The 23,109-nt window shown below is 64.8% G+C and carries 20 protein-coding genes; 18 read left to right on the plus strand and 2 right to left on the minus strand.

The window, feature by feature from the left end:
- Positions 1-974 precede the first annotated feature (974 nt).
- The 7 genes from VMS96_08320 to VMS96_08350 all read left to right on the plus strand — a co-directional run bounded on the left by VMS96_08320 (position 975) and on the right by VMS96_08350 (position 8,846).
- Entirely contained in the window at positions 975-1,604 is a 630-nt protein-coding gene (locus VMS96_08320) for an NADH-quinone oxidoreductase subunit B family protein (protein HVP43425.1), read from the plus strand.
- Between the two features lie 132 nt (positions 1,605-1,736).
- Positions 1,737-3,152, plus strand: coding sequence for a pyridoxal-dependent decarboxylase (locus tag VMS96_08325; protein HVP43426.1), 1,416 nt, complete (start codon positions 1,737-1,739; stop codon positions 3,150-3,152).
- On the plus strand, positions 3,142-4,176 hold the full coding sequence (locus VMS96_08330) for a hypothetical protein (protein HVP43427.1): 1,035 nt from the start codon (positions 3,142-3,144) through the stop codon (positions 4,174-4,176). The genes VMS96_08325 and VMS96_08330 overlap by 11 nt, the downstream gene beginning before the upstream one ends.
- Positions 4,173-5,078 carry a type II CAAX endopeptidase family protein gene (locus VMS96_08335; protein ID HVP43428.1) on the plus strand — a complete coding sequence of 302 codons (906 nt, stop codon included), beginning with the start codon at positions 4,173-4,175 and terminating at the stop codon, positions 5,076-5,078. The genes VMS96_08330 and VMS96_08335 overlap by 4 nt, the downstream gene beginning before the upstream one ends.
- Before the next feature lie 74 nt (positions 5,079-5,152).
- On the plus strand, positions 5,153-6,226 hold the full coding sequence (locus VMS96_08340; GenBank protein ID HVP43429.1) for a hypothetical protein: 1,074 nt from the start codon (positions 5,153-5,155) through the stop codon (positions 6,224-6,226).
- A gap of 48 nt (positions 6,227-6,274) precedes the next feature.
- Positions 6,275-7,915 carry an NAD+ synthase gene (locus VMS96_08345; GenBank protein ID HVP43430.1) on the plus strand — a complete coding sequence of 547 codons (1,641 nt, stop codon included), beginning with the start codon at positions 6,275-6,277 and terminating at the stop codon, positions 7,913-7,915.
- A 145-nt stretch (positions 7,916-8,060) separates the two neighbouring features.
- Positions 8,061-8,846 carry a thioredoxin domain-containing protein gene (locus tag VMS96_08350; GenBank protein ID HVP43431.1) on the plus strand — a complete coding sequence of 262 codons (786 nt, stop codon included), beginning with the start codon at positions 8,061-8,063 and terminating at the stop codon, positions 8,844-8,846.
- A 3-nt stretch (positions 8,847-8,849) separates the two neighbouring features.
- On the opposite strand, the gene VMS96_08355 is transcribed toward VMS96_08350, so the two are convergent.
- Entirely contained in the window at positions 8,850-9,866 is a 1,017-nt protein-coding gene (locus VMS96_08355) for a DUF4931 domain-containing protein (protein HVP43432.1), read from the minus strand.
- Between the two features lie 93 nt (positions 9,867-9,959).
- Here VMS96_08355 and mutS point away from each other — a divergent pair, with 93 nt between their 5' ends.
- Genes mutS through VMS96_08400 form a run of 9 tightly spaced genes read left to right on the plus strand, consistent with a single transcriptional unit; the run spans position 9,960 to position 20,698 of the window.
- Complete coding sequence (mutS, locus tag VMS96_08360) at positions 9,960-12,572, plus strand: DNA mismatch repair protein MutS (protein ID HVP43433.1); 2,613 nt, start codon at positions 9,960-9,962, stop codon at positions 12,570-12,572.
- Between the two features lie 5 nt (positions 12,573-12,577).
- On the plus strand, positions 12,578-13,660 hold the full coding sequence (gene nagZ, locus VMS96_08365; protein ID HVP43434.1) for a beta-N-acetylhexosaminidase: 1,083 nt from the start codon (positions 12,578-12,580) through the stop codon (positions 13,658-13,660).
- Positions 13,657-14,817 carry an anhydro-N-acetylmuramic acid kinase gene (locus VMS96_08370; GenBank protein HVP43435.1) on the plus strand — a complete coding sequence of 387 codons (1,161 nt, stop codon included), beginning with the start codon at positions 13,657-13,659 and terminating at the stop codon, positions 14,815-14,817. Before nagZ ends, VMS96_08370 begins: the two co-directional genes overlap by 4 nt.
- The gene (locus VMS96_08375; protein HVP43436.1) at positions 14,810-16,342 is read left to right on the plus strand and encodes an ABC transporter substrate-binding protein; all 1,533 of its coding nucleotides are present in this window, start codon (positions 14,810-14,812) and stop codon (positions 16,340-16,342) included. Before VMS96_08370 ends, VMS96_08375 begins: the two co-directional genes overlap by 8 nt.
- A 7-nt stretch (positions 16,343-16,349) precedes the next feature.
- Positions 16,350-16,907, plus strand: a complete 558-nt coding sequence (locus VMS96_08380; GenBank protein HVP43437.1) for a hypothetical protein — start codon at positions 16,350-16,352, stop codon at positions 16,905-16,907.
- Between the two features lie 58 nt (positions 16,908-16,965).
- Entirely contained in the window at positions 16,966-17,766 is an 801-nt protein-coding gene (locus tag VMS96_08385) for a TIGR00282 family metallophosphoesterase (GenBank protein HVP43438.1), read from the plus strand.
- Positions 17,766-18,449, plus strand: coding sequence for an HAD family hydrolase (locus VMS96_08390; GenBank protein HVP43439.1), 684 nt, complete (start codon positions 17,766-17,768; stop codon positions 18,447-18,449). The genes VMS96_08385 and VMS96_08390 overlap by 1 nt, the downstream gene beginning before the upstream one ends.
- A gap of 38 nt (positions 18,450-18,487) precedes the next feature.
- Complete coding sequence (locus VMS96_08395) at positions 18,488-20,308, plus strand: hypothetical protein (GenBank protein ID HVP43440.1); 1,821 nt, start codon at positions 18,488-18,490, stop codon at positions 20,306-20,308.
- Positions 20,309-20,353: 45 nt separating this feature from the next.
- Positions 20,354-20,698 carry a hypothetical protein gene (locus VMS96_08400; GenBank protein ID HVP43441.1) on the plus strand — a complete coding sequence of 115 codons (345 nt, stop codon included), beginning with the start codon at positions 20,354-20,356 and terminating at the stop codon, positions 20,696-20,698.
- Here the strand turns inward: VMS96_08400 and VMS96_08405 are convergent.
- A complete protein-coding gene (locus VMS96_08405) occupies positions 20,695-21,153 on the minus strand; it encodes a nuclear transport factor 2 family protein (GenBank protein ID HVP43442.1) in 459 nt (152 codons plus the stop codon). The two genes, VMS96_08400 and VMS96_08405, sit on opposite strands and share 4 nt — an antisense overlap.
- Positions 21,154-21,298: 145 nt before the next feature.
- Between VMS96_08405 and ccsA the strand changes: the two genes are divergently transcribed.
- Positions 21,299-22,114 carry a cytochrome c biogenesis protein CcsA gene (gene ccsA / locus VMS96_08410; protein ID HVP43443.1) on the plus strand — a complete coding sequence of 272 codons (816 nt, stop codon included), beginning with the start codon at positions 21,299-21,301 and terminating at the stop codon, positions 22,112-22,114.
- Positions 22,111-23,109 (plus strand): glutamyl-tRNA reductase (gene hemA, locus VMS96_08415; GenBank protein HVP43444.1); only part of this gene is annotated, 999 nt, incomplete at its 3' end. The genes ccsA and hemA, both read left to right, overlap by 4 nt.

Genomic DNA, 23,109 nt, shown 5'->3' on the forward strand with positions numbered 1-23,109 from the left:
GCCAGAATCCTGGGCCGGCATGCACCAGACTATGATTCCTTGTCGCGTATCCGACTTCTCCGTGACGACACCATCACAGCGTGCATGCTGGTGATATTTGTTAAAGGGTTATCTGAAAATGAAGACGTCAAGCTCAACTAACGCCAAGTCAGCATCTGTAGCCCTTCTCATCGTCCTGGCGCTTTTGCCTTTCTGCGTCTTACGTGCACGGGACGATCCGGGGGAACCGGGAATCATTACAGGGGTCGTGCTTGGGACCACAGGACAGCCCTTATCAAACGTCCGAGTGTACGTCCGGGAGCGTGACCGCCCAGTGACGGGAGCCTTGCATTTCGTGATTACAGACAAGGATGGGGAATTCCGATTTACCGGCCTTCGTCCGGGAATCTTTGACCTCTACGTAAGTTCTAGCAAAGCGAACTCGTTCGTGGGAGAGAGTCTGGGAGTTGTGCCGCTAACAGACGAGCAGCCTACCAGAAGAGTTGTGATCCGAATCGCGCAAAAGCAACGCGGAAAGCCCACCAAGAATCTCAAGGTGGGTGGTCTGGAGGGCGAGGGTGTGGCCCAGACGGGCCGAATTTGCTCGTCTGGGCGCCCCACCTTTGCAGAATATTTTACCTTCTAACCCATTGATTCCATCCGTGCAAAATTTAGATTATAGCTTGCAGCTAATTGTCCACTTGACTGGAGCGCTATAATAGAGTTGCGGCCCTACGGTCGCCACTCGTTCGCTCTTTGAAATGTCGCCGCCACTAAGTCCCTTGCCCGACATATTCTGCGGACCTCGCGTTGATAGCAAAGGACTTTGCAACAGAATCTGTCGCGAAGTCCTTTAGATCGACATATCGACCCCGGGGGAGGGGGTCTGAAGTCTGTTCGTCTCTTTCGACCACGAAAGCCGGCAAGAATGGTCCGTCGCCCCGCAGTATGGTTTGGGCATCTAAAGGGGGAAGCGATAGAATAGCTGGTTCGATATGGGAGAGAAATTCAATCCGAACGGCGCCTTTGCCCGGGCGACGGTGGAGAAGGACCTGGAGGACCCGCCGAGCGGGCACGGGCGCTTCGCCAACACGGCGGGCGATCGGGTGGACCGGGAGCGCGTCCGCACGGTGACCTTCGGCGCCGAAACTCCCGAAGGAGTGGTGCTGACCAGCCTGGACAAGGCGGTCAACTGGGTGCGCAAGAACTCCCTGTGGCCGATGACCTTCGGGCTGGCGTGCTGCGCCATCGAGATGATGTCGATGGGGGCGTCGCGGTTCGACATCGCGCGCTTCGGGGCAGAAGTGTTCCGGCCGTCGCCGCGGCAGGCCGACCTGATGATCATCGCCGGGCGGGTGTCGCAGAAGATGGCGCCGGTGATCCGCCGCCTCTACGAGCAGATGCCGGAGCCCAAATGGGTGATCTCGATGGGGGCGTGCGCGACCTCAGGCGGCGTGTTCAACAACTACGCGCTGGTGCAGGGCGTGAACCAGTGGATCCCGGTGGACGTGTACGTTCCCGGGTGCCCGCCGCGTCCGGAGCAGTTGATCTATGCCATCATGCTGCTGCAGGACAAGATCATGAAGGAGCGGGGCAGCTTCAAGCGGGCGTTGAACCTGGCATAGAGGCGCCAAACATCAAGAGTGGGGTTTCAGAGGCGACCGGAGACGGTCGCCTCGGTTTTTTTGCGGGCCATGTCACTACGCGGAGCGGCTCGGCGGCGCCGAGGTAGCGCGCGTGTAGAATGTCGGCGAGCCATGAATCCTCTCGATCTTTCGCCGGAGGAGTTCCGCCACCTGGCGGAGCGGGCGGTCCAGGAGGCCGGCGAGTATCTGGCCGGCTTGGACAGCCGGCCGACGTTTCCCTCCACATCCGGCGGCCAGACGACCAAGATCTTCAGCAGCCAACTCCCGGAACAGGGGATGGGAGCGAGGGCATTCGACGCGGTGGCCGAGATCTTCGCCCACTCGCGGCCAGGGAACGGACGGTTTTTCGGATACGTCTTCGGGTCGGGCGAACCGGTGGGTGCTGTCGCCGATCTAGTGGCCGGCGTGCTGAACCAGAACGTGACCGCGTGGCGCTCGGCGCCGGCGGCGGTCAGCATCGAGCGCACGGTGATCGGGTGGCTGGGCGAAGCGCTGGGCTGCGCGGGATTCTCGGGCAGCCTGTGCGGCGGGGGGTCGTCGGCCAACCTGATGGCGCTGGCCATGGCGCGGGAAGCGAAGGCGCCGGCGAACCAGCGCGGGACCCAGCCCGGGGTGGTGTACGCCTCCGAGGAAGTGCACATGTCGGTGCCCAAGGCGCTGGCGCTGCTGGGATTGGGATATGGCAGCCTGCGGACGATCGCGACCGACGAGCGGTATCGCATCAAGTTCGACGCACTGAGCGAGGCGATGGAAGCGGATGCGCGGGCAGGCAAGCGCATTGTCGCAGTGGTCGGCTCGGCGGGGACGGTCAATACGGGATCGATCGATCCGCTGGCGGAGATGGCGGAACTGGCGCAGCGACATGGAGCCTGGTTCCACGTGGACGGAGCGTACGGCGCATTGGCGGCCTTGGCCGTACCGGAGAAGTTCAAGGGGATGGAGCGCGCCGATTCGATCTCGCTCGACCCGCACAAGTGGCTGTATCAGCCGGTGGACTGCGGCTGCCTGCTCTATCGCGATCCGGCCGCGGCGCAGGCGGCATTCGCCCACAGCGGCGACTACACCAAGGTGCTGTCGAAGGACCCGATCGAAGGATTCGCGTTCTTCGAGGAATCCATGGAGCTGTCGCGCCGCTTCCGCGCCTTGAAAGTCTGGCTTTCGCTGCGCTACCACGGGCTGGAGGCTTTTCGGCGGGCCATCGGCCGCGACCTGGAGCACGGCCAACGCCTGGCCCGGAGAGTGGCGGCCACGCCGGAGCTCGAGGTCCTGGCGCCGGTGGAGCTAAGCGCGGTCTGTTTCCGCTACACCCGGGGAGACGACCTGAATGGCTTGAATGCGGCGATCCTGCGGCGGGTGATCGAGCGCGGGCGGGTGTACCTCTCCAATACGACGCTGCGCGGGAAGTTCGCGCTGCGTGCCTGCTTCGTCAATCACCGCACGGTCGAAAGCGACGTGGACGCCATCATCGAGGAAGTGCTGGCCGCGGCGGGCGAGGTGCGAGCCTCACAGAAGACGCATGCCTCTTGAACCCACGGTCAACAGCGTGGTCGCCCACGCTCCCTGCCGGGCGGACCTGGCCGGGGGCACGGTGGACATCTGGCCGCTCTATCTCTTCCATCCCGGAGCGGTCACGGTGAACTTCGCCGTCAACATCCTTACCCGTTGCCGGATACGGCGCATTCGCGGCTCCAGGTTGGTGCTGCGTTCCCTGGATACCGGCCGGGAGGACCACTTCCGCGACCTCAAGCACCTCTGCGCTGCCCGCCGCTTCAAGCATGCGCTGGCCGCGTACCTGGTCCGCTTCTTTGCCCCGGAAGGCGGACTGGAGATCGAGACCCACTCGGAGTCGCCGGCGGGCGCCGGGATCTCCGGGTCGTCGGCGCTGATGATCGCCACCACGGCGGCGCTGGCACGCTACACCGGCCGGAAGCTCTCGCGGGAAGAGGTCCGGGTGATTGCGCAAAACGTGGAGGCACAGCTGATCCGCGTCCCCACCGGCTGCCAGGACTACTATCCCGCGCTCTACGGGGGCGTGAGCGCGATTCACCTTCGTCCGGACGGTATCCACCGGGAGGCCATCGCCTTGGGCCCGGAGGCGCTCGACCGCCGCTTCCTTCTGGTCTACACCGGGGCGCCCCGGCAATCGGGGATCAACAACTGGGAGGTGTTCAAGGCGCACATCAACGGGGACCGGAGGGTGCTGCGGAACTTCGACGAGATCGTGGCCATCGCCCGGGGGATGAAGGATGCGCTAGCTGCCAGTGACTGGCCGGAGGTCGAAAGGCTGCTGCGCGCGGAATGGAAGCTGCGCAAAACAAATATCCCCGGGATCAGCACTCCGCTCATCGATCGGTTGATCACCGGCACGATGGGGCAGGGAGCGCGGGCGGCAAAGGTCTGCGGCGCCGGCGGCGGCGGCTGTCTGATCCTGCTGGTGGAAGAAGGCAGTAGGGACCGGGTGGCAAAGGTGGTAAGCAAGCTGGGCGGCCGGGTGCTTCCGGCGGCGGTGGCGCGGGAGGGGCTCTCCCTCACCGCCGGGAGGCTGCGGTGAACCGGGCGCTCTACTACATGGCGGACGGCCGGCTGCGCCCGATCTGGCGCTTCGTGGTGTCCATTCTGCTGTTCTTTGCGGCAAGTTTCGTGGCTTTCGGAGTGGCCAGGCTGGTGATGGGCAGGGACAGGGAGCTGATGGCGGTGGTCTCGCGCCCGCTCCTGATGATCCTTGTGCTGCTGGCGTTCACCTGGATGTTGCGCGTATTCGACCGAGTGCCGCGGCAGCAAGCGGCCGCAATGGGGCTTCCGGGCGGCCGGCTCGCCTTGTGGGACTCGCTCTTCGGAGTGCTGCTGGGGAGCGCGATGGTGGCGCTCACCATCGCGACCATCGCCTGGAAAGGCGACCTGCAAGTCAGCGGCGATGTGCACGGGATCAAGACCGGCACCCTGCTGGTAGAGGTCCTGCTGGTTCTGAGCACAGCGGCGATGGTGGAGGAGCTGGTCTTTCGCGGGTATCCATTCCAGCGGTTAGTCGAATCCACGGGCCCTGGGGGGGCGATCGCACTGATGTCGGCGCTGTTCGGGGCGGTCCATTTGAGAAACCCGAACTCCAGTACGCTGGGACTGCTGAACACCATGCTGATCGGCATCGTCTTTTCCGTGGCGTACCTGCGCGCCCGCACCTTGTGGCTGCCCTGGGGAATCCACTGGGCGTGGAACGCCGTGTTGGGAGCGGGGATCGGGCTGCCGGTGAGCGGCCTAGACCTGAGCATCGGCATCCGCGGCAAGGCCAGCGGACCGGTATGGCTTACGGGCGGAGGATACGGACCGGAGGCTTCGGTGGCCTGTACGGTAGCGGTGATGGCGGGGCTGGTGGTCGTACTGCTGGCGTTCCACCGGCGCCCGGCGCTCCCCGGGGTAGAGGACGGGACGGGCAGCCAGGGTACGAAACCCGCGTAGCCGCTGGCCCCCCTGCCGGGGTTGCTATTCGTGGAAAAAAGGCGAATCATAGGAGCAACCACTCCGAGTCTTCTATGTCAGTTCGAGCCAGCTGGATCGCCCTCACTATTGTGTTGTTCCTAGGTGTGTCTTGGGGCGACAAGAACAAGTCCGAGACGAGCCCCGCGAAGCCCATCGATCAGGATGGCCGCTTCGCCATCATCCGCGCACTCAACGGAGAACTGGTGTTTGCCCGCAAGCCGTTTCCGATGGGGACCAGGGGACTGGTGATCAGGTCCGACGGGAAGCTGGTGCCGGACGGGCAGCAACTGCAGCAGGCGGTTGCGGTCAACGGCGCCGCGGCGAAGCCCGGGGACCGCGTCCACATCACGAACCTGATCATCAAGAACAAAATGATCATCTTCGAGATCAACGGCGGCCCGCTCAAGAAGAAGAAGTGGTACGACCGGCTGGAGGTGGGGAGCGTCGGGGGGAGCACGACTCTCACCAAGCCGCCCGACGAGTTGGCCAGGGGATCGTTCGTGGCCTTGGAATTCGACAAGTTCGTTCCGAAAATCACCCCCGACGAACTGAAGGAGCGGCTGGGCAGCGTTCTGGATTTCAACGCCAAGTCCACGATGGAAGCGTATCTGGAGACCCTCCCACCCAAGGCGAGGCAGGCCATCCAGGACCACAAGGTGCTGGTCGGCATGAACCGCCAACTGGTGCTCTACGCCGTGGGGGCGCCGGAGAGGAAGATCCGGGAGAAGGAAAATGATGTCCCCTACGAGGAATGGATCTACGGCTATCCGCCGGAGGAAGTGAAGTTCGTGCGCTTTGTCGGGGATGAAGTCACCCAGCTCAAGATCATGCAAGTGGACGGGCAGAAAGTGCTGCGCACGGCCAAGGAGATCGACCTGAAAACAGGCACCGAACAGGCGCAAGCCAAGCCCCAACCGCCCCCGCCGCCGCCCCATGCCCCGACCTTGCGGCGGCCGGGTGAAAAGGCTGGGGTTGAAACCAGCAGCACAGCCGCGCCCGACGATGGGACCCCGCCCAAGCAGAAGGTGCCGACGGTGATCTTAGGCGACCCCAACCACGGGACCAGGATGCCGGAACCGGGGGAGATACCCGGCGGTTCTCCCAGCAGTCAGGATCCTCCGCGATAATGCCGCCGGCCGGTTGGCGTCTGTGAGCGCCGGTTTTACACTGGTGTCGTGAAGATCGCGCTGGGGCAGATCAACCCTACGGTCGGGGACTTCGAGGGCAACGCTGCCAGAATCATCCGGTACTCCGAACGGGCGCGCCAGGCTGGCGCCAGCCTGATCATCTTCCCGGAACTTGCGATCTGCGGATATCCGCCGCGCGACTTGGTAGAGAAGCCGAGCTTCGTCGCGCGAAACGAGGAGACGGCTGGCAAGGTCGCCGAGGCATGCCGGGGCATCGCGGTGATCTGCGGGCTGGTGACGCCGGCCCACGTAGAAACCGGCAAGTCGGTGATGAACTCCGCCGCCCTGCTGCGCGGCGGGCGCATCGAGTTCCTGCAATCGAAGATGCTGCTCCCCACCTACGACGTCTTCGACGAATCCCGTTATTTCGCCCCCGCCGCCAGACAGGAGCTTCTGTCCTTCTGCGGGTGGCAGCTCGCCGTCACCGTCTGCGAAGACGCCTGGAACGACAAGCATTTCTGGCACAAGCGGCTGTACAGCGTGGACCCGGTGGAGCAGCTTTTGGGCAGGGGCGGCAATGTGCTGGTGAATGTGTCGGCGTCGCCCTTCCACATCGGGAAGCGCGAGGTCCGCTTCAAGATGCTGCAGACCATCGCCACCACCTACAAGGTGCCGGTCATCTTCGTGAACCAGGTGGGCGGGAACGACAGCCTGATCTTCGACGGCTCCAGCTTCGTGGTGGGGGCCGACGGGCGTGTCGTGGCACAAGCCAAGTCGTTCGAAGAAGACCTAGTCTGTTTCGATTCGGATGCGCTGAGCGGGGACATTCATCCGCAGGTGGAGGGCGTGGAAGCCAGCGCCTATGCCGCCCTGGTGCTGGGGACGCGCGACTACGTGCGCAAGTGCGGGTTCGCGCGGGTGATCATCGGGCTGAGCGGCGGTATCGATTCCGCGTTGACGGCGGTGATCGCGGTGGACGCGCTGGGGGCGGAGAGCGTGACCGGGGTGAGCATGCCCGGGCCCTATTCGTCGCCCGGCAGCATCGACGACGCGCGCGCGCTGGCCGCCAACCTGGGCATACGCTTCGAGGTGGTGCCGATCAGGGAGATCTTCGACGCGCACCGCAAAGAACTGGAGCCCGTTTTTGCGGGGAGGGAAGAAGACGTGACCGAGGAGAACCTGCAGGCGCGGATCCGGGGTTCGATCCTGATGGCACTGTCGAACAAGTTTGGCGCCCTGGTCTTGAGCACGGGAAACAAATCGGAGCTGGGCGTGGGATACTGCACGCTCTACGGCGACATGGTGGGCGGTCTGGCGGTGATCTCGGATGTGCCCAAGACCATGGTGTACCGGCTCGCCGAACACGTGAATGCGCAACGGCCGGTGATTCCCAGGAGCACATTGGAGAAGCCGCCGTCGGCGGAATTGCGGCCGAACCAGACGGACCAGGACACGCTGCCCCCTTACGAGGTGCTGGACACCATCGTCGAGGACTACGTCGAAGGCTACAAGACGCCGGAGCAGATCGCGGCCGAGCACGGATACGATCTGAACGTGGTCCGAGCCGTGGTGCGCATGGTGGAGCGCAGCGAGTACAAACGCCAGCAGGCGGCGCCCGGACTGAAGATCACGGGAAAAGCGTTTGGCGTGGGAAGGCGGTTCCCGATCGCGCAAAAATCCGAGGTGTGAAAGGAACATGATGCAGCGTTGGCTCTGTGCTGTGCTCCTGTGCTTGCTGATGGCTTCCCCGATTCTCGCCCAGAAGGACCCCAGGAAAACGTCGCCTGCGCCCCCGCCGGTCCTGCTTCCGAGCAAAGAGACGGTGAATGGGTACATGCGCCACATGGTCGGGTACGACCCGAACGTCAAGTGGAGCGTCATCTCCATCGCCGAGTCAGAGGTGCCGGGGATGGCGCTGGTGGTCATGCGGGTGGGGGAAGGCGAGGGCCGCCTGACCCAGTTGTACGTCTCGGCCGATGGAAGACACGCGATCATCGGCGAGATGGTGCCGTTCGGCGCCGACCCCTTCGCCGATTCCCGCGAGCGATTGCAGCGCGAGGCACGTGGACCGTCCATTGGCGATGCCAATGTGCCGGTGACCATCGTAGAGTTCAGCGACCTGCAGTGTCCCCACTGCAAGGCGGCCCAGCCGACCATCGACCGGCTGGTTTCCGAGGTGCCGTCCGCCCGGCTGGTCTTCGAGCATTTTCCCCTGGAGGCGCTGCATCCCTGGGCGTTCAAGGCGGCAACCTACGCCCAGTGTGTGAGCGATCGCAAGCCGCGGGCCTTCTGGACCTTCATCCGCGCGATCTACGACAACCAGTTGGACATCACCGAAGCCAATGTGGACGCAAAGCTCAAGGAGTTTGCGAACGCATCGGGCTTGAAGGGGGACGAGGTGGCGGCGTGCGCCGCGACCCCAGCATCGCAGGCGCCGGTACGAGCCGCCATGCAGCTCGGCAAGGCGATGGGCGTCAGCAGCACACCGACGCTGTTCGTCAACGGCAGGAAGATCGCTGGGCTGGGACAGCTCCCCTACGAGACGCTGAAGCGGCTGGTGGAATTCGAGGTTCAGGAAGCGCAGAAAGCCTCGGCGGTGAAATCACAACCGAAAGAATAGGAATCAGTCCCCGGGCGAGGACTCGCGCAGGCGGCGCGCCGCGGTCTCCGAGGTCACCGGCGTGAAGTACACCTCCTTGAAGGTGTAGGACTTCGATTTCTTGTCGAGGATGGGCAGGATCTCGATGTGCCAGTGGTAGTCGTCGTCGATGGTCTTCCAATAATCCAGCACTTCGGAGCGGTGGAGGGTGTTGGGCGAAGTGTGCACCACCATGTGAAAGTCCTCGGTGATGTTACGGATGCGGGTGAGCGTGCGCCGCAACAGGGCGGCGAGGTCGCGCAGCACGCCGGGTTTGGAGAGCGCCATGCGTTCGAATGAGGCTTCGTGAACCCGGGGCATGATCCAGGTCTCATAGGGCACCCGGGGGGCGAAGGGGCAGGTGGCGATGTAGTCGCCGCGGGTCTCGACCACGCGCACGGCGCTCTGCTCCTCCTGGGCGAGGATGTCGCAGAACACACAGCGTTCCTTCTGGCTGAAATACTCGCGGCCGGCGCGCAGCTCGTAGAGCACGCGGCGCGGCACGAAGGTGGTAGCGGTGAGCTGCGAGGTGGGGTGGGGGAACTCCTGGCCGGAGGCGGCGCCGTGGTTCTTGAAGACGGTGATGTATTTGAACCGCCGGTCCTTCTTCAAGTCCTGGATGCGCTGCGCCGTCAACTGGAGGAACTGCTCGATCTCGGCGTCGCTGGCATTCCACAGCTGGCGGTCGTGCCTGGGGTTCTCCACCAGCACCTCGTGGGCGCCGACCGTCCGCATGCGGTCGTAGAGGCCCTCGCCGCGGCGCTGGGGATCACCCTCGACGTGGTAGAGCGCCTTGGGATGGACGACGGCGCGGGCCGACCACGACCCGCCATCCAGTGAAGGCATGGAGGAGATCACCTGCGGCTGGCGGGGCGCGTTGGCGCAGTAAAGGCAGGGTTGCTCGGAGAGCGCGTCCATCTCGGCGGGGTCGTCGCCGGTGATGACCCAGGAGCGGGTGATGGGGTCCTTGCGCAATTCCATGGCGTCCCGATAGGAAAACACTCCGGGGATTGCGCCGTCAACTGCGGAGGCTGGAATTCCACAATCGGCCCGAGGCCCCGGTTGCTATAATCCGCGCACCGGCACTCCAAGGTGATGACCGAGCCGTCCACCCCGCTCATGCGGCAGTACGCCGCGATCAAGAAAGAGCATCCCAACGCGCTGCTCTTCTTCCGGCTGGGCGATTTCTACGAACTGTTCTTCGAGGACGCGGTGATCGCCGCCCGCGAGCTGCAGATCACACTGACTTCCCGCAACAAGGAAAAAGGCACAGCCGTTCCCATGTGCGGCGTCCCTTACCACGCCGCCGAAGGATACCTGGCAAAGCTCATCCGCAAGGGTTACAAGGTCGCGATCTGCGACCAGATGGAAGATCCGAAGAAGGCGAAGACCATCGTCCGCCGTGAGGTGACCCGGGTGGTGACCCCGGGCACGGCAGCTGACAGCGCACTGGGCTCGGAGGAGAGCAATTTCCTGGCGGCGGTCGCGCGGGTGGGAGACGCAGTGGGATTCGCCGCCCTCGATCTTTCGACGGGCGATTTTCGGGCCACGGAATTCCAGGGGATCGAGGCAGAGCGCCGGCTGTGGGAAGAATTGCAGATGCTGCGGCCGCGCGAGTTGCTGTATTCCTCGTCGCTGCCGTTGTTCGAGCGCAAGTCGGAGCTGCTGCCCGGTTCCGCCTTTGCCGAGACACCGCTGGAAGACTGGGTCTTCGCCCCGGATTATGCCATCCCGCTGGTTGAGAACCACCTGGGCGTGCTTTCGCTCGAGGGTTTCGGGCTGACCGGGCGGCGGGCAGCAGCCACAGCGGCGGGCGCGGTGCTCCACTACGTACGCTCCACCCAACGCGGCACGCTCGAGCACCTGGACCGCATCGGCTACTACGAACGGCAGAACTGCCTGGTGCTGGATGCGGTGACGGTGCGGAATCTGGAACTGGTCGAACCGCTTTTTGCCGGCACCTCGGAAGACGTCACCGCCTTCCGTACGCTGGACGCCACAGTCACGCCCATGGGCAAGCGCCTGCTGCGCACCTGGCTGCTGCGCCCGTCGGTGGACGCGGCTGAGATCCGCGACCGGCTGGACGCGGTCGAGGCGCAAGTGCGGGAAACCATCGCTCGCGAGGAGCTGCGTCGCGCCCTGGACGGCGTGCTCGACATCGAACGGCTGCTGAGCAAGGTGACGCTGGAATCGGCGAACCCGCGCGACCTGCTGGCGTTGGCGGCATCCCTGCGGCGGATCCCGGGCATACGAGCGGCGGTTGCTCGGCTCGCGGCTGCGAGACTGAGCGCGCTGCACGGCTCACTGGACGAGCTTGGGGACGTCCGCGACCGCATCGAGCGAACCCTGGTCGAGGAGCCACCGCTGAGCTTCATCGATGGCGGTGTCGTGCGAGTGGGGGTTGACGCCGATCTCGATCAATTGCGCGATCTGAGCCTGAACGGCAAGCAATACATCGCCCGCATCGAGGAGCGAGAGCGGCAGCGCACCGGGATCGGCTCGCTCAAGGTAAAGTTCAACAGCATCTTCGGCTACTACATCGAGATTTCGAAGCCGAACCTGCACCTGGCTCCGGCGGACTACGAGCGCAAACAGACGCTGGTGAACGCCGAGCGCTTCACCACGCCGGAGCTGAAAGAATACGAGACCAGGATCCTGGAAGCGCAGGAGAAGATCGTCGAGATCGAGCGACGGATCTTTGGCGAGCTGCGGACTTTCATCGCCGGCCAGGCCAAACGCGTCCGCCAGACGGCGCTGGGGCTGGCCGAGGTGGACGTGCTGGCCTGCTTTGCCCACCTGGCCGCCAACCGCGACTACTGCCGCCCAGAATTCGACGATTCCGCCGACCTGGAGATCGTGCAGGGACGGCATCCGGTCATCGAGCGGCAGGAGCTCATGCAAAGCGCGGAACGCTTCGTGCCCAACGACCTCTTTCTCAACTCGACCACGCAGGCCATCCTGGTGCTGACCGGGCCAAACATGGGCGGCAAGAGCACTTATCTGCGGCAAGCTGCGCTGATCGTTATCATGGCGCAGATGGGCTCGTTCGTGCCCGCGGCGCGTTGCCGCCTGGGCATCGTGGACCGTATCTTCACCCGCATCGGGGCCAGCGACAACCTGGCGCGCGGGCGCTCGACCTTCATGGTGGAGATGACTGAGACCGCAGCCATTCTGAACACGGCCACGCCGCGCTCCCTGATCCTGCTGGACGAGGTGGGGCGCGGGACCGCTACCTACGACGGACTGGCCATCGCCTGGGCAGCGATCGAGTACATCCACGCCCGCACCCGGGCCAAGACGCTCTTCGCCACCCACTACTTCGAGCTGACCGAGTTGGCCAACCGGCTGAGCGGGGTCAAGAACTTCCATGTCTCAGTGAAAGAAACTGCGGGTGGAATCACCTTCCTCCGCCGGGTCGAGCCGGGGGCCGCCGACCGCAGCTACGGCATCGAGGTCGGCAAGCTGGCCGGTTTGCCGCCCGAAGTCGTAGCACGGGCGCGCGAGGTGCTCGCCGAGCACGAGAACGCGGAGCAGCGGGTCACCGCCCACCTGGCGTACGACGAGGTCGCGCCAGCCTCGGTGCAGCTCACCATGTTCACGCCGCTCACCCAAAAGATCGTGGACCAGCTTAAGCAGACCGATCTCGACCGCCTCAGTCCGCTGGAAGCCCTCAACCTGCTGCACGATCTCAAGAAACAACTGGATTGAGGCCAATGCGCGATCTCCGCGAGCACGTCGGGCAGCTCCTGATCTTCGGCTTCGAGGGGACGGAGCCGAGCGCGCGATTGCGCAGCGCCATTACCACCATTCGGCCGGGCGGTATCATCCTGTTTGCGCGCAACATCGTGGGGCCGCGCCAGACCCGGGAGCTCCTCAAAGAAGCGCGCGCGCTGGCCGCCACACCCGTGTTCCTATGCGTGGACATGGAGGGCGGGACGGTGGACCGGCTGAAAGCGGTGATTGCACCGGCGCCGTCGGCGGCCGACGTCTTCGCGACGGGACGCAAGAAACTGTTCCGGCAACATGGCCGGCTGATCGGGGAGGAGTGCCGCGCACTGGGCTTCAACGTGGATTTCGCTCCTGTGCTGGATCTTGGCCTGGAACCGTCGCGCAGTGTGCTGGCCTCGCGCACCGTTTCCGCCCGACCGAAAGAGACCGTCACCTACGCCAAAGAATTCCTGAAAGGCCTGAGCGACGCCCACATTCTGGGATGCGGCAAGCATTTTCCCGGATTGGGGGAAGCGAACCTCGATACTCACCACGAACTCCCGACGATCAAGAAGAAGGGCAGGCGCCTCTGGAGCGAGGACCTCTATCCCTATCGCAAGTTGCGCAAAGAGCTGCCGTTCGTCATGGTGGCGCACGCCGCCTATCCCGATGTGACCTGCGACCGCACTCCGGCCTCGCTCTCACCTAAGTGGATCTCCGAAATCCTGCGGGAGAAAATCGGTTATGGCGGCCTGGTCATCTCCGATGACCTGGAAATGGGCGGGGTACTGGCGGGCGGCTCCATCGAGCACGCCGCGGTCGAGACACTGCGAGCGGGCGCCGACCTGTTCCTGGTGTGCCACAACGAGGCACACGTCTGGGCGACGTACCGGGCGGTGTTGGCGGAAGCGGTGCGGGACAAGAAATTCGCCGGGCTCGTGGCGCGGGCAGCGCGGCGAGTAATCGACTTCAAGAAGCGGCATAAGGAGCTGCGGCGCTTTCCCGCTGTACCCTCGGAGCGCGCCTTGCGGAAGCTGCGCGAAGAGATTGCCCGCTTCAGCGCCAGCCTTGCAGAGGCGAGCGCATGATCGTTGCCGGGGTGATGAGCGGCACGTCCGCCGACGGCATCAACGTGGCCATCGTCCGCTGTCTGGGGCGGGGACTGCGGACGCGCTTTGAAGTGCTCTCCCACCACGAATTCGCCTACTCCGCCGCCGTGCGCCGCGCCATCCTGCAGGCGATGAACGCGCGCAGCGCCAGCGTGGCCGATCTTTCGCGCCTGAATTTCCTGCTGGGCGAGCTGTACGCAGGCGCTGTCGTGCGCGCGCAGAAACGGGCCAGGATGAACGTGGGACTGGTCGGCTGCCACGGCCAGACCATCTACCACCAGGGGGCCCCGGCGCCATTCCTGGGGCAACGTGTCGCATGCACCTGGCAGAGCGGCGAAGGGGCGGTAATCGCCGCTCGGCTGGGAGTCCCGGTGGTCTCTGACTTTCGCCCTGCCGATATGGCCAACGGCGGCCAGGGCGCGCCTTTGGTCCCGTTCCTCGACTACCTGGTGTACCGCCACCGCCGGCGCGGCCGGATCGTGCAGAACCTGGGAGGGATCGCCAACCTTACCGCGATTCCTGCCCGAGCCGCGCCAGAAGACGTGCTGGCCTTCGACACCGGCCCCGGCAACATGGTGATCGACGCAGTCACGGAGCGGCTGTTCTCGCGCAAGTATGACCGGGATGGACGGATCGCGGCCGCCGGCGGTGTTCTGCAAGATGTGGTCCAGGAGCTGCTCCGGCACCCGTTCTTCCGGCGTCGTCCGCCCAAGACGGCGGGGCGCGAGCAGTTCGGCCGGGAGTTTGTCTCGCGATTCATGCGGTTGTGCGGCCGCGCGCCGAAGCGAGACATCGTCGCCACCGCCACCGCGCTCACCGCGGCGAGCATCGGGGACGCACTTCGCAGGTTCGTTATTCGACAGCCGGGGGCGGCGGTCCCACGCAAGTTTCGCGACTACATCGCGACCGGCGGAGGAGCAAGAAACCGTACGCTCATGGGCATGCTCGAGGAACAGGTCGCGCCCCTCGGCTTGCGCCTGCGCGATCCGGAGGACTTCGGAGTGCCATCCACGGCCAAGGAGGCAGTCGCCTTTGCCGTTCTCGCCTACCAGACCTGGCGGCGCCGTCCCGGCAGTATTCCCGCCGCGACCGGCGCGCGCCGGGCCGCCATACTGGGCAAAGTGTCGTATGTCTGATGCTCGCCGGCTAGCACGGTGGCTGGTTGTGGCCGGATTCCTGCTCGCGCTCGGTTCGTGTGCCACGCCACCAGACCGCAATACGCTGGTCATGATCATCGAGTCCAGTCCGGCAAACCTGGACCCGCGCATCGGGACCGACGCTCAGTCCGAGCGCATCTACAAGCTGATCTTCGACTCGCTGCTGGTCCGGGACGAGCACTTCAACCTGCAGCCCAGCCTGGCCGAAAGCTGGCAGGTCCCCGATCCGCAGACCTACATCTTCCATCTGCGCCGCGATGTGCGATTCCAGGATGGGCGCCCGCTGCTGGCCCGCGACGTCAAATGGACCTTCGACAGCATGATGGATGGCACGGTCATCACCCCGAAGTCGAGCACCTTCCGCTTCGTGGACCGTATCGAGACGCCGGACGAACACACTGTCGCCTTCCATCTCAAGGAGCCGTTCGCGGCCCTGCTGTGGAATGTCTCCGACGGCGCCATCGGCATCGTGCCGTATGGGAGCGCGAAGGACTTCCATGCCCACCCGATCGGTTCGGGGCCTTTTCGCCTGGGCCGCCTGGAGCAGGACCGGGAAGTGGTGCTGGAGCGCAATGGCGATTACTGGGGCCGGGTTCCGCGGATCCAGCGGGTGGAATTCCACGTCGTTCCGGATAGCACGACACGTGCGCTGGAGCTGCGCAAGGGGTCGGCCGACGTCGTGCTTACCGCGTTGACCGCCGACATGATCGAGACCCTCAAGAAGGAATCGCAGCTGGTGGTGCGGCAGTCTCCGGGAACGGTGTACAGCTACCTGGCGATGAATCTGCGCGACCCAATCCTCAAGGACGTCCGGGTGCGCCAGGCGCTGGCGTACGCCATCGATCGGCGGCCGATGATGCACTATCTGTGGCGGGACGAGGTGCGGCCGGCCAACAGTATCCTGCCTCCGCAGCATTGGGCCTACAACGGGGCAGTCCCCACCTATGACCACAACCCTGCCGAGGCGAAGAGATTGCTCGACGAAGCGGGGCACCCGGCGGGAGCCGACGGCATACGCTTCCATCTCAGCATGAAGACCTCGACCGAGGAGTCCACCCGGCTGTTCGCGGCGGTCTTGCAGCAGCAGCTGCGCGAGGTGGGCATCGCTCTCGACATCCGCACCTTCGAGTTCGCCACCTTCTACGCCGATGTCCAGAAGGGCGCCTTCCAGCTGTACTCGTTGCGCTGGGTGGGCGGGAATGAGGACCCGGACATCTTCGAGCACGTCTTTTATTCGAAAAGTATCCCGCCGCAGCGCGCCAACCGCGGTTATTATGCGAACCCGCGGGTGGATGCGCTCATCGACGCCGGCCGCCGCGAGCTGGACCAGCAGAAGCGGCGGGAGATCTACGGGGAACTGCAGCGCATCCTGGCCGCCGACCTGCCCTACATCAACCTCTGGTATTACGAGAACGTGGTGGTGCACTCGGCGCGGGTGACGGACATGACCATCAGCCCTTCGGGGAACTACGACTTCCTGCGCACGGCCGAGTTGGCGCCTTAGGTCCGACATGAAGATCGACGAACTGATGCCGGCATATGACGTACGCACGCGCCATCGCGTACAGGTTCGGGCATCGCCCGAGGAGGTCTGGAGCGCACTTGTGTGCACCGACTTCTCGGACTCCTTTCTGGTGCGCATCCTGATGTCCGTACGTTCGGGCCGCATGGTCCAGCGGCAGGGGAGCAAGCCGATTCGCGAACGCCTTGCCGGGACAGGCTTCCTGGAACTGGCAGAGGTCCCGGGCCAGGAGGTGGTGCTCGGGATAGCCGGACGATTCTGGCGTCCGGACGGCGGGCGGTGCTTCGATGTCGATGCCGGCGAGTTCCCCGGGTTCCACCGCGCCGGCTACGCCAAAGCTGTGTGGAATTTTGCCCTGCTGCCCAACCCGGGTGGGTGCCAGCTCTCCACAGAAACGCGCGTGCAGTGCTTTGGACGGGCGGCATTAGTCAGCTTCCGCGCCTACTGGACCGTGGTCAAGCCGTTCTCGGGACTGATCCGCCGGGCCATCCTGCAACAGGTGAAACGCGCCGCCGAGTCGGGCCGAACCCGCGCCGCTTCGCCGTAACCTCTGCCAGGCGCGTGGTACCATCGACCATCGAGCGCTTTTCGGGAGTGGGACCAGGGTGCGGATCCTCTTTGTCGGCGACATTTTCGGGCGGCCGGGGCGGAATGTAGTGCGCGACCACCTCCGCGACATCGCCGAGACCCGCGGCATCGAGCTGGTGATCGCCAATGCCGAAAACGCCGCTGCCGGCTTTGGCCTGACGCCCGCCATCGCGGAAGAATTGCTCGAGCTGCCCATCGATGTCCTCACCACCGGAAACCACGTCTGGGACAAGCGCGACCTGATCCCTTATTTGGGGTCAGCGGACGGCGACCCCAAGAGCCCTGCCCGGCGAGTGCTGCGCCCGGCCAACTATCCCGCCGGAACACCTGGGCACGGACTCTTCGAGGGAAAGACGCGCCACGAGACCGCCTATGCGGTGCTCAATCTGCAGGGGCGCGTGTTCATGGGCGGGAATGACGATCCATTCCGCACCGCGGACGCGCTGCTCAAGCGCATCCAGGCCAAGGTGGTCCTGGTGGATATGCACGCCGAGGCCACCTCCGAGAAGATCGCGATGGGCTGGTACCTGGACGGGCGCGTGACCGCGGTGATCGGCACCCATACCCACGTCCCGACCGCCGACGAACGCGTGCTGCCCAAAGGCACCGCTTACATCACCGACGTCGGCATGACCGGGCCGTACGACAGCGTGATCGGTGTGGAGAAAGAGCTCATCCTGCAACGCTTCCTCACCAGTATGCCTTCCAAGTTCGAACCCGCCACCGGCGATGTGCGTCTCTGCGCCGTGGTGGTGGACTGCGATGAAACCACGGGGCGCGCGCATTCCATCGAGCGGCTGGTCGTCCGGGGAGAGTGATGACGAGCTTCACCTGGTCCGCCGCCGATGCCTTCCTCTTCGACATCGACGGCACGCTGCTGAACAGCCGCGATGGCGTGCATTACTGGGCATTCCACAACGCCGTCCGCCGCTATTTCCTCATCTCCTCCAAGATCGATGACGTCCCGGTGCACGGAAATACGGACATCGGCATCATTCGCGCGGTGCTGACGCGTGAAGGGGTGCCGGAGCAGGAAGTGACGGACCGGCTCCCCCTGATCGTCGAGCACATGTGCGCGGAGGTGGCGCAAAACAAGAATGGGTTGCGGCCGGAATTGTGCCCGTCGGTGATGGACCTGGTGCGCTCCCTGCACTCCGCCGGCAAACTGCTCGGCGTCGTCTCCGGCAACCTGGAACGGATCGGTTGGTTGAAGCTGGAGGCGGCGGGCCTCCGTCCGTATTTCTCCTTCGGGTGCTTCAGCGACCGGCGCGAGAAGCGAGAGGAGATCTTCCGCGCCGGCATCGAGGAAGCGAGGCGCCGGTTGGGGACGGGCGCTGCCGTCCACTTCGTGGGCGACACCCCGTCCGACATCGCGGCAGCGCGCCAGGTCGGGGCGCCGATCATCGCCCTGGCGACCGGCATCTTCCCACACCATGAACTGATGCGGCACGGGCCGGACGCCTGCTTCAGTTGCTGCACAGAGCTCTTGGCCGCCACTTGATCTGGCGCGGGCGGATCCCGGAGTACAATCGGTCGACGATGCGGGCGTTCTCCACCTTCCTGCTACTGTGTTTGACGGCTGCGGCCTGGGCAGCGGACGCGAAGGTCCCGGCCTGTCCCGCCCCGCCAGGTGCACCGTGTGCTGCGACTCCCGAGGATGAAAAGGCGGCCCGCAAGGCCTTCAACCGAGGCGTCTGGCTGCGCGACCAGGAACGCCACGAACAGGCGTTCGATGCGTTCGAGCGGGCCTCACGCCTGGCACCGAACAACGTGGACTACGCCACGGCCCGAGAGGTCGCAAAACAGCAACTCGTCTATGACTTCCTGGAGCGGGGTAACCGCTTCATGCTGGATCGCCAGCAGGTGCAGGCTCTGGCCGAGTTCCGCGCTGCGCTCGAGCTCGATCCGAAGAACGACTTCGCCATGCAGCGGCTGCGAGATGCCCTGGGCGACGAGGGGCCGCGGCCTTCACCTGCCCTGCGGCTGGTGGCATCGGCGGACGACGTCCAGCTGCAGCCCGGCTCCGGGACCATGGATCTGCGCTACCGGGGCGACTCCCGCACCCTGGTCGAGAACATTGCGGCGAACTTCAAGGTCGTCGCTGTCTTCGACGACTCCTTCCAGACCAGGCAGGTGAAGGTCGATCTCCCCAGGCTGACCTTCCGGCAGGCCATGTTCGTGGCCGCCAAGCTGGGGAAGTTCTTCTGGGCCCCGATCTCGGGAAACCAGTTTGTGGTGGCGAGCGACGTACCCGAGAACCGCCGAAGGTTGGAGCGGATGTCGCTCCGCAGCTACTACGTCTCCGATGCCACGTCACCGGGGGCGGTCGGCGAGCTGGTGGGGATGCTGCGCAACCTGTTCGACATCCGCTTGATCTCGCCGCAGAACAACCAGTCCATGATCACCATCCGGGCGCCGAAGGACACGGTGGATGCGGTCACCCGTTTCCTCGATGGTTTTGCGGGCGGACCGCCCCAGGTGATGCTGGACGTGAAGGTATTCGAGGTCAACAGCGACGCGCTTCGCGACCTGGGCATCGAACTCCCCCTGCAATGGAGATTGTTCAGTCTGGGCGGCGCGCTCAGCCAGTTGCAGAATCAACCCAACATCCAGCAATTAATCAATCAGCTCTTCGCCGGCGGCGGCATCAACCAGGCCAACGCTCAGGGGATCCAGGCGCTGCTGGCGCAACTGCAGAATCAGACGACCTCGATCCTGTCCAGTCCGGTCGCCACATTCGGCGGCGGCCTGACGCTCATGGCTCTACAGCCGCAGCCAATGACCGGCCACTTCCAATTTAACGAGAGCAGCGTGAAGACGCTGGAACACGTCACCATGCGGGCGCGCCAGGGCGATACCTCCAGCATGCTGATCGGCACCCGGTATCCCATCCTGAACGCCAGTTTCAGCCCGATCTACAACACCCCGGCGATCGCGCAGGTCATCCAGAACAATTCTTTCCGGGAGCCCTTCCCCTCGTTCAGCTTTGAGAACCTCGGGATCAGCCTTAAGGCCACACCGCAGGTCCATGCCAACGATGACATCAGCTTGAAGATGGAGATGCAGGTGCGCTCCCTGACCGGCCAGGCCTTCAACGGGGTGCCGGTCGTCTCCAATCGCGAGTACAACGGCACCATCAACCTGAAGGATGGCGAGACCGCTCTGATGGCGGGGTACGTGACCCGATCGGAGCAGCGCTCGCTGAGCGGCCTGCCCGGGCTCGGCCAAGTCGCGGGTCTGGGCTTGCTGGTCAGTGAGGAGACCAACGAGAATACCGCCGACGAGCTGCTGGTGCTGGTGACGCCCCACATCATCCAGGCTTCCGACCGGCAGAACACCGAAGTCTGGATGGAGAAGTAGGAGCCTACCCTGGAGCGCAGCAGCCATCCCTCGCCACCCAGGCGGATGAAGACCTACACCGGGGCTTCGGGGTACGTCTATCAGTACTATTTTGTCGGCAAGCGCCCTGCCCTGGAGAGCGACCCGGCAACGCCGGCCTCCGAATTCATCTTCGACGTTACTCCCGACCGGAAGACGATGTATGCCGTCAGCGTCCTTTTGCGGCACACTGCGTTGGAAGAATGGGCGCGAGGTCATGGCCGGCAGCTCACCGAGCCGGAACAATACGCCGCGGCCAAGCTGCGCCTGCTGCAGGCATTCGATGAGCTGGAGGGTATCCGCGAGCACCTCCGCCTGCTGATCGGGGCAGAGGAGATCGAAGGGGTCCTGTCGCCACTGGAGTTGGACTAACGGTGCGCGGGCTTGGGCGTAGCCGTCGGGGCGTGCGAAGAGGACTGGTCCACCAGCACGATCCTCCACTCCTTACCGCGGCGCTCCAGCACGAACACCGTCCATACGACGGCGTCCCCCTTGTGGGGCGAAGCCAGCAGGCTCTTCGTGTAGGCCCACGCCATATCAGCGCTGGCGCTCAACTTGACGATCTGCCAACGCGCCGCCGGCGCAGGACGGGCGAATTGGGGGATGAGGCGGCGGTCGCGGACCTGCCCCCAACCTTCGCGCCGGGAGCCGTTCTCGATGGAGATGAGGTCGCTACCAACAGTCTTCTGGAGGTGTGCGATGTTGCGGTCGGCCAGCGCATCCTGGTAAGCGGTGATGACGGCCCGCACCTCGGTCTCCGGCGTCGCGGCCGACGCCGGCAGAGGCAGAAGCAGGAACAGGAGGCAACACAGGAGCCCGGTACGCATGCCAGTAGCTTAAGGGCGGGAGCGCGGATGCGGGATTGCCTGCCGAGGTACGCGCCCGCCTATAATCGGTGCAACCGACACATCAGGGTGTGATGGGCGTCACAGTAGGTTTGGCGTCCCAGGGGCGAAGCTAGAGGTTACGGATATGCCGCTTCTTTGGCTCAGAGTAGCGACAGCCTTCTACGGCCTGGGTTTGCTCCACGCCTTCATCGCCCTGACCCGCCGCAACGAGACGTTTTCCCGCATCATCATGCCGGTCATGGGGCTGGGCTTCGTCTTCCACTTCGTTTCCCTGGCCGAGGGATACCTGGAGGCAGGGCGGCTGTTTCCCGCCTCCATCCACAATTCCGAGTCGCTGCTGGCTTTTCTGCTGATGGCCTTCGTCTTCGGGGCCTTCGTGCGCTCCCGCAACAACGCCTTCGGCATCTTCATTTTCCCGGTCGTGTTCTTGCTGACCTTTTCCGCGGCGGTGGGACAGAAGCCGCCGCAGTTCACCTCGCCCCTGCTGCGCAGCGGGTGGATCTTCATCCACGTCGCGCTGATCTTCACCGGCTATGCGGCCCTGTTCTTCAGCTTCGCCGCCAGCCTCCTGTACCTGATGCAGCAGCGCTCGCTCAAGAGCAAGCAGGCCGGGGGGCTGATCGCGCGTCTGCCGGCGCTGGAGACGATCGACCAGATCGGTTATCGGTCCCTGCTCCTGGGGTTCCCCTTCATGACCTTCGGCCTGATCGCGGGCGCGGTCATCGCCCAGTCCACTTTCGGCCCGGCGTACTTCCGCGATCCGAAGATCGTGCTCTCGGTGCTGATGTGGGCGGTGTACGTGGTCCTGCTGTACATGCGATGGAGCGCGGGCTGGCGCGGACGACGCGCGGCCTACGTCTCGGCTTTTGCCTTCACCACGGCGCTGGTGGTGTGGGTGGCCAACAACTTCAGCGCCGTGCACAAGTTCGTCGAGCGATGAAACTGCGGCTCATCGGCGTCAACCACAGGACCGCCCCGGTCGAGGTGCGCGAGCGCTTCGCCATCCCCGAGTCGCGGCTCCCGGATGCCCTGCAGTCGCTGTGCAAGTATCCCGGCATCTCCGAAGGCCTGATCCTCTCCACCTGCAATCGGGTCGAGTTTCTGGCCCACCCGGAGAACGGCAGCGAGGCCGACCTGCGCGGGTTCATCCGCCAGTACTTCTCGGTCGATCCCACCGATTTCGAGAAGTACCTCTACGAGTATCACGACGATGACGCGGTGCGGCACATTTTCCGGGTGGCGTCGAGCCTGGATTCGATGATCGTGGGCGAGCCCCAGATCCTGGGACAGATGAAGGATGCCTACACCGCCGCGCGCTCGGTGGGAGCGGTCAATTCGCGCCTGGACGCGCTGGTCACCCGCGCTTTCGCTGTCGCCAAGCGGGTGCGCAGCGAGACCCAGATCGGGACCTCGGCGGTCTCGGTGGCCTCGGTGGCGGTGGAGCTGGCCAAGAAGATCTTCGGCGAGCTCTCCGGCAAGGTCGTGTACCTGGTCGGGGCGGGGAAGATGAGCGAACTGGCGGCGCGCCACCTGCTGGCGCACGGGGCGGAGCAGATCATGGTGGCCAACCGCACCTACCAGAAGGCGCAGGACATGGCCGAGGCCTTCGGCGGCCAGGCGGTGCTCTTCGAGCAGCTCTACGACACGGTGGACAAGGCGGACATCATCATCAGCTCCACCGGGGCGCCGCACTTCATTTTCCGGCGCGAGCACGGCGAGGCCTTCCTCCATCGCCGCAAGAACCGCCCCATGTTCTTCATCGACATCGCCGTTCCCCGGGACATCGATCCCGAGATGAACAAGCTGGACGGCATCTTCGTGTACGACATCGACGACCTGCAGCAGGTGGCCAGCCGGCACATCGACGACCGCCGGCGCGAGGCCGACCGCGCCGAAGCCATCGTCACCGACGAGGTCCACCGCTTCGAGGAGCGG

The organism is Terriglobales bacterium (assembly GCA_035543055.1).
In the GTDB taxonomy this organism is placed as follows: Bacteria; Acidobacteriota; Terriglobia; order Terriglobales; family Acidobacteriaceae; genus JAIQFD01.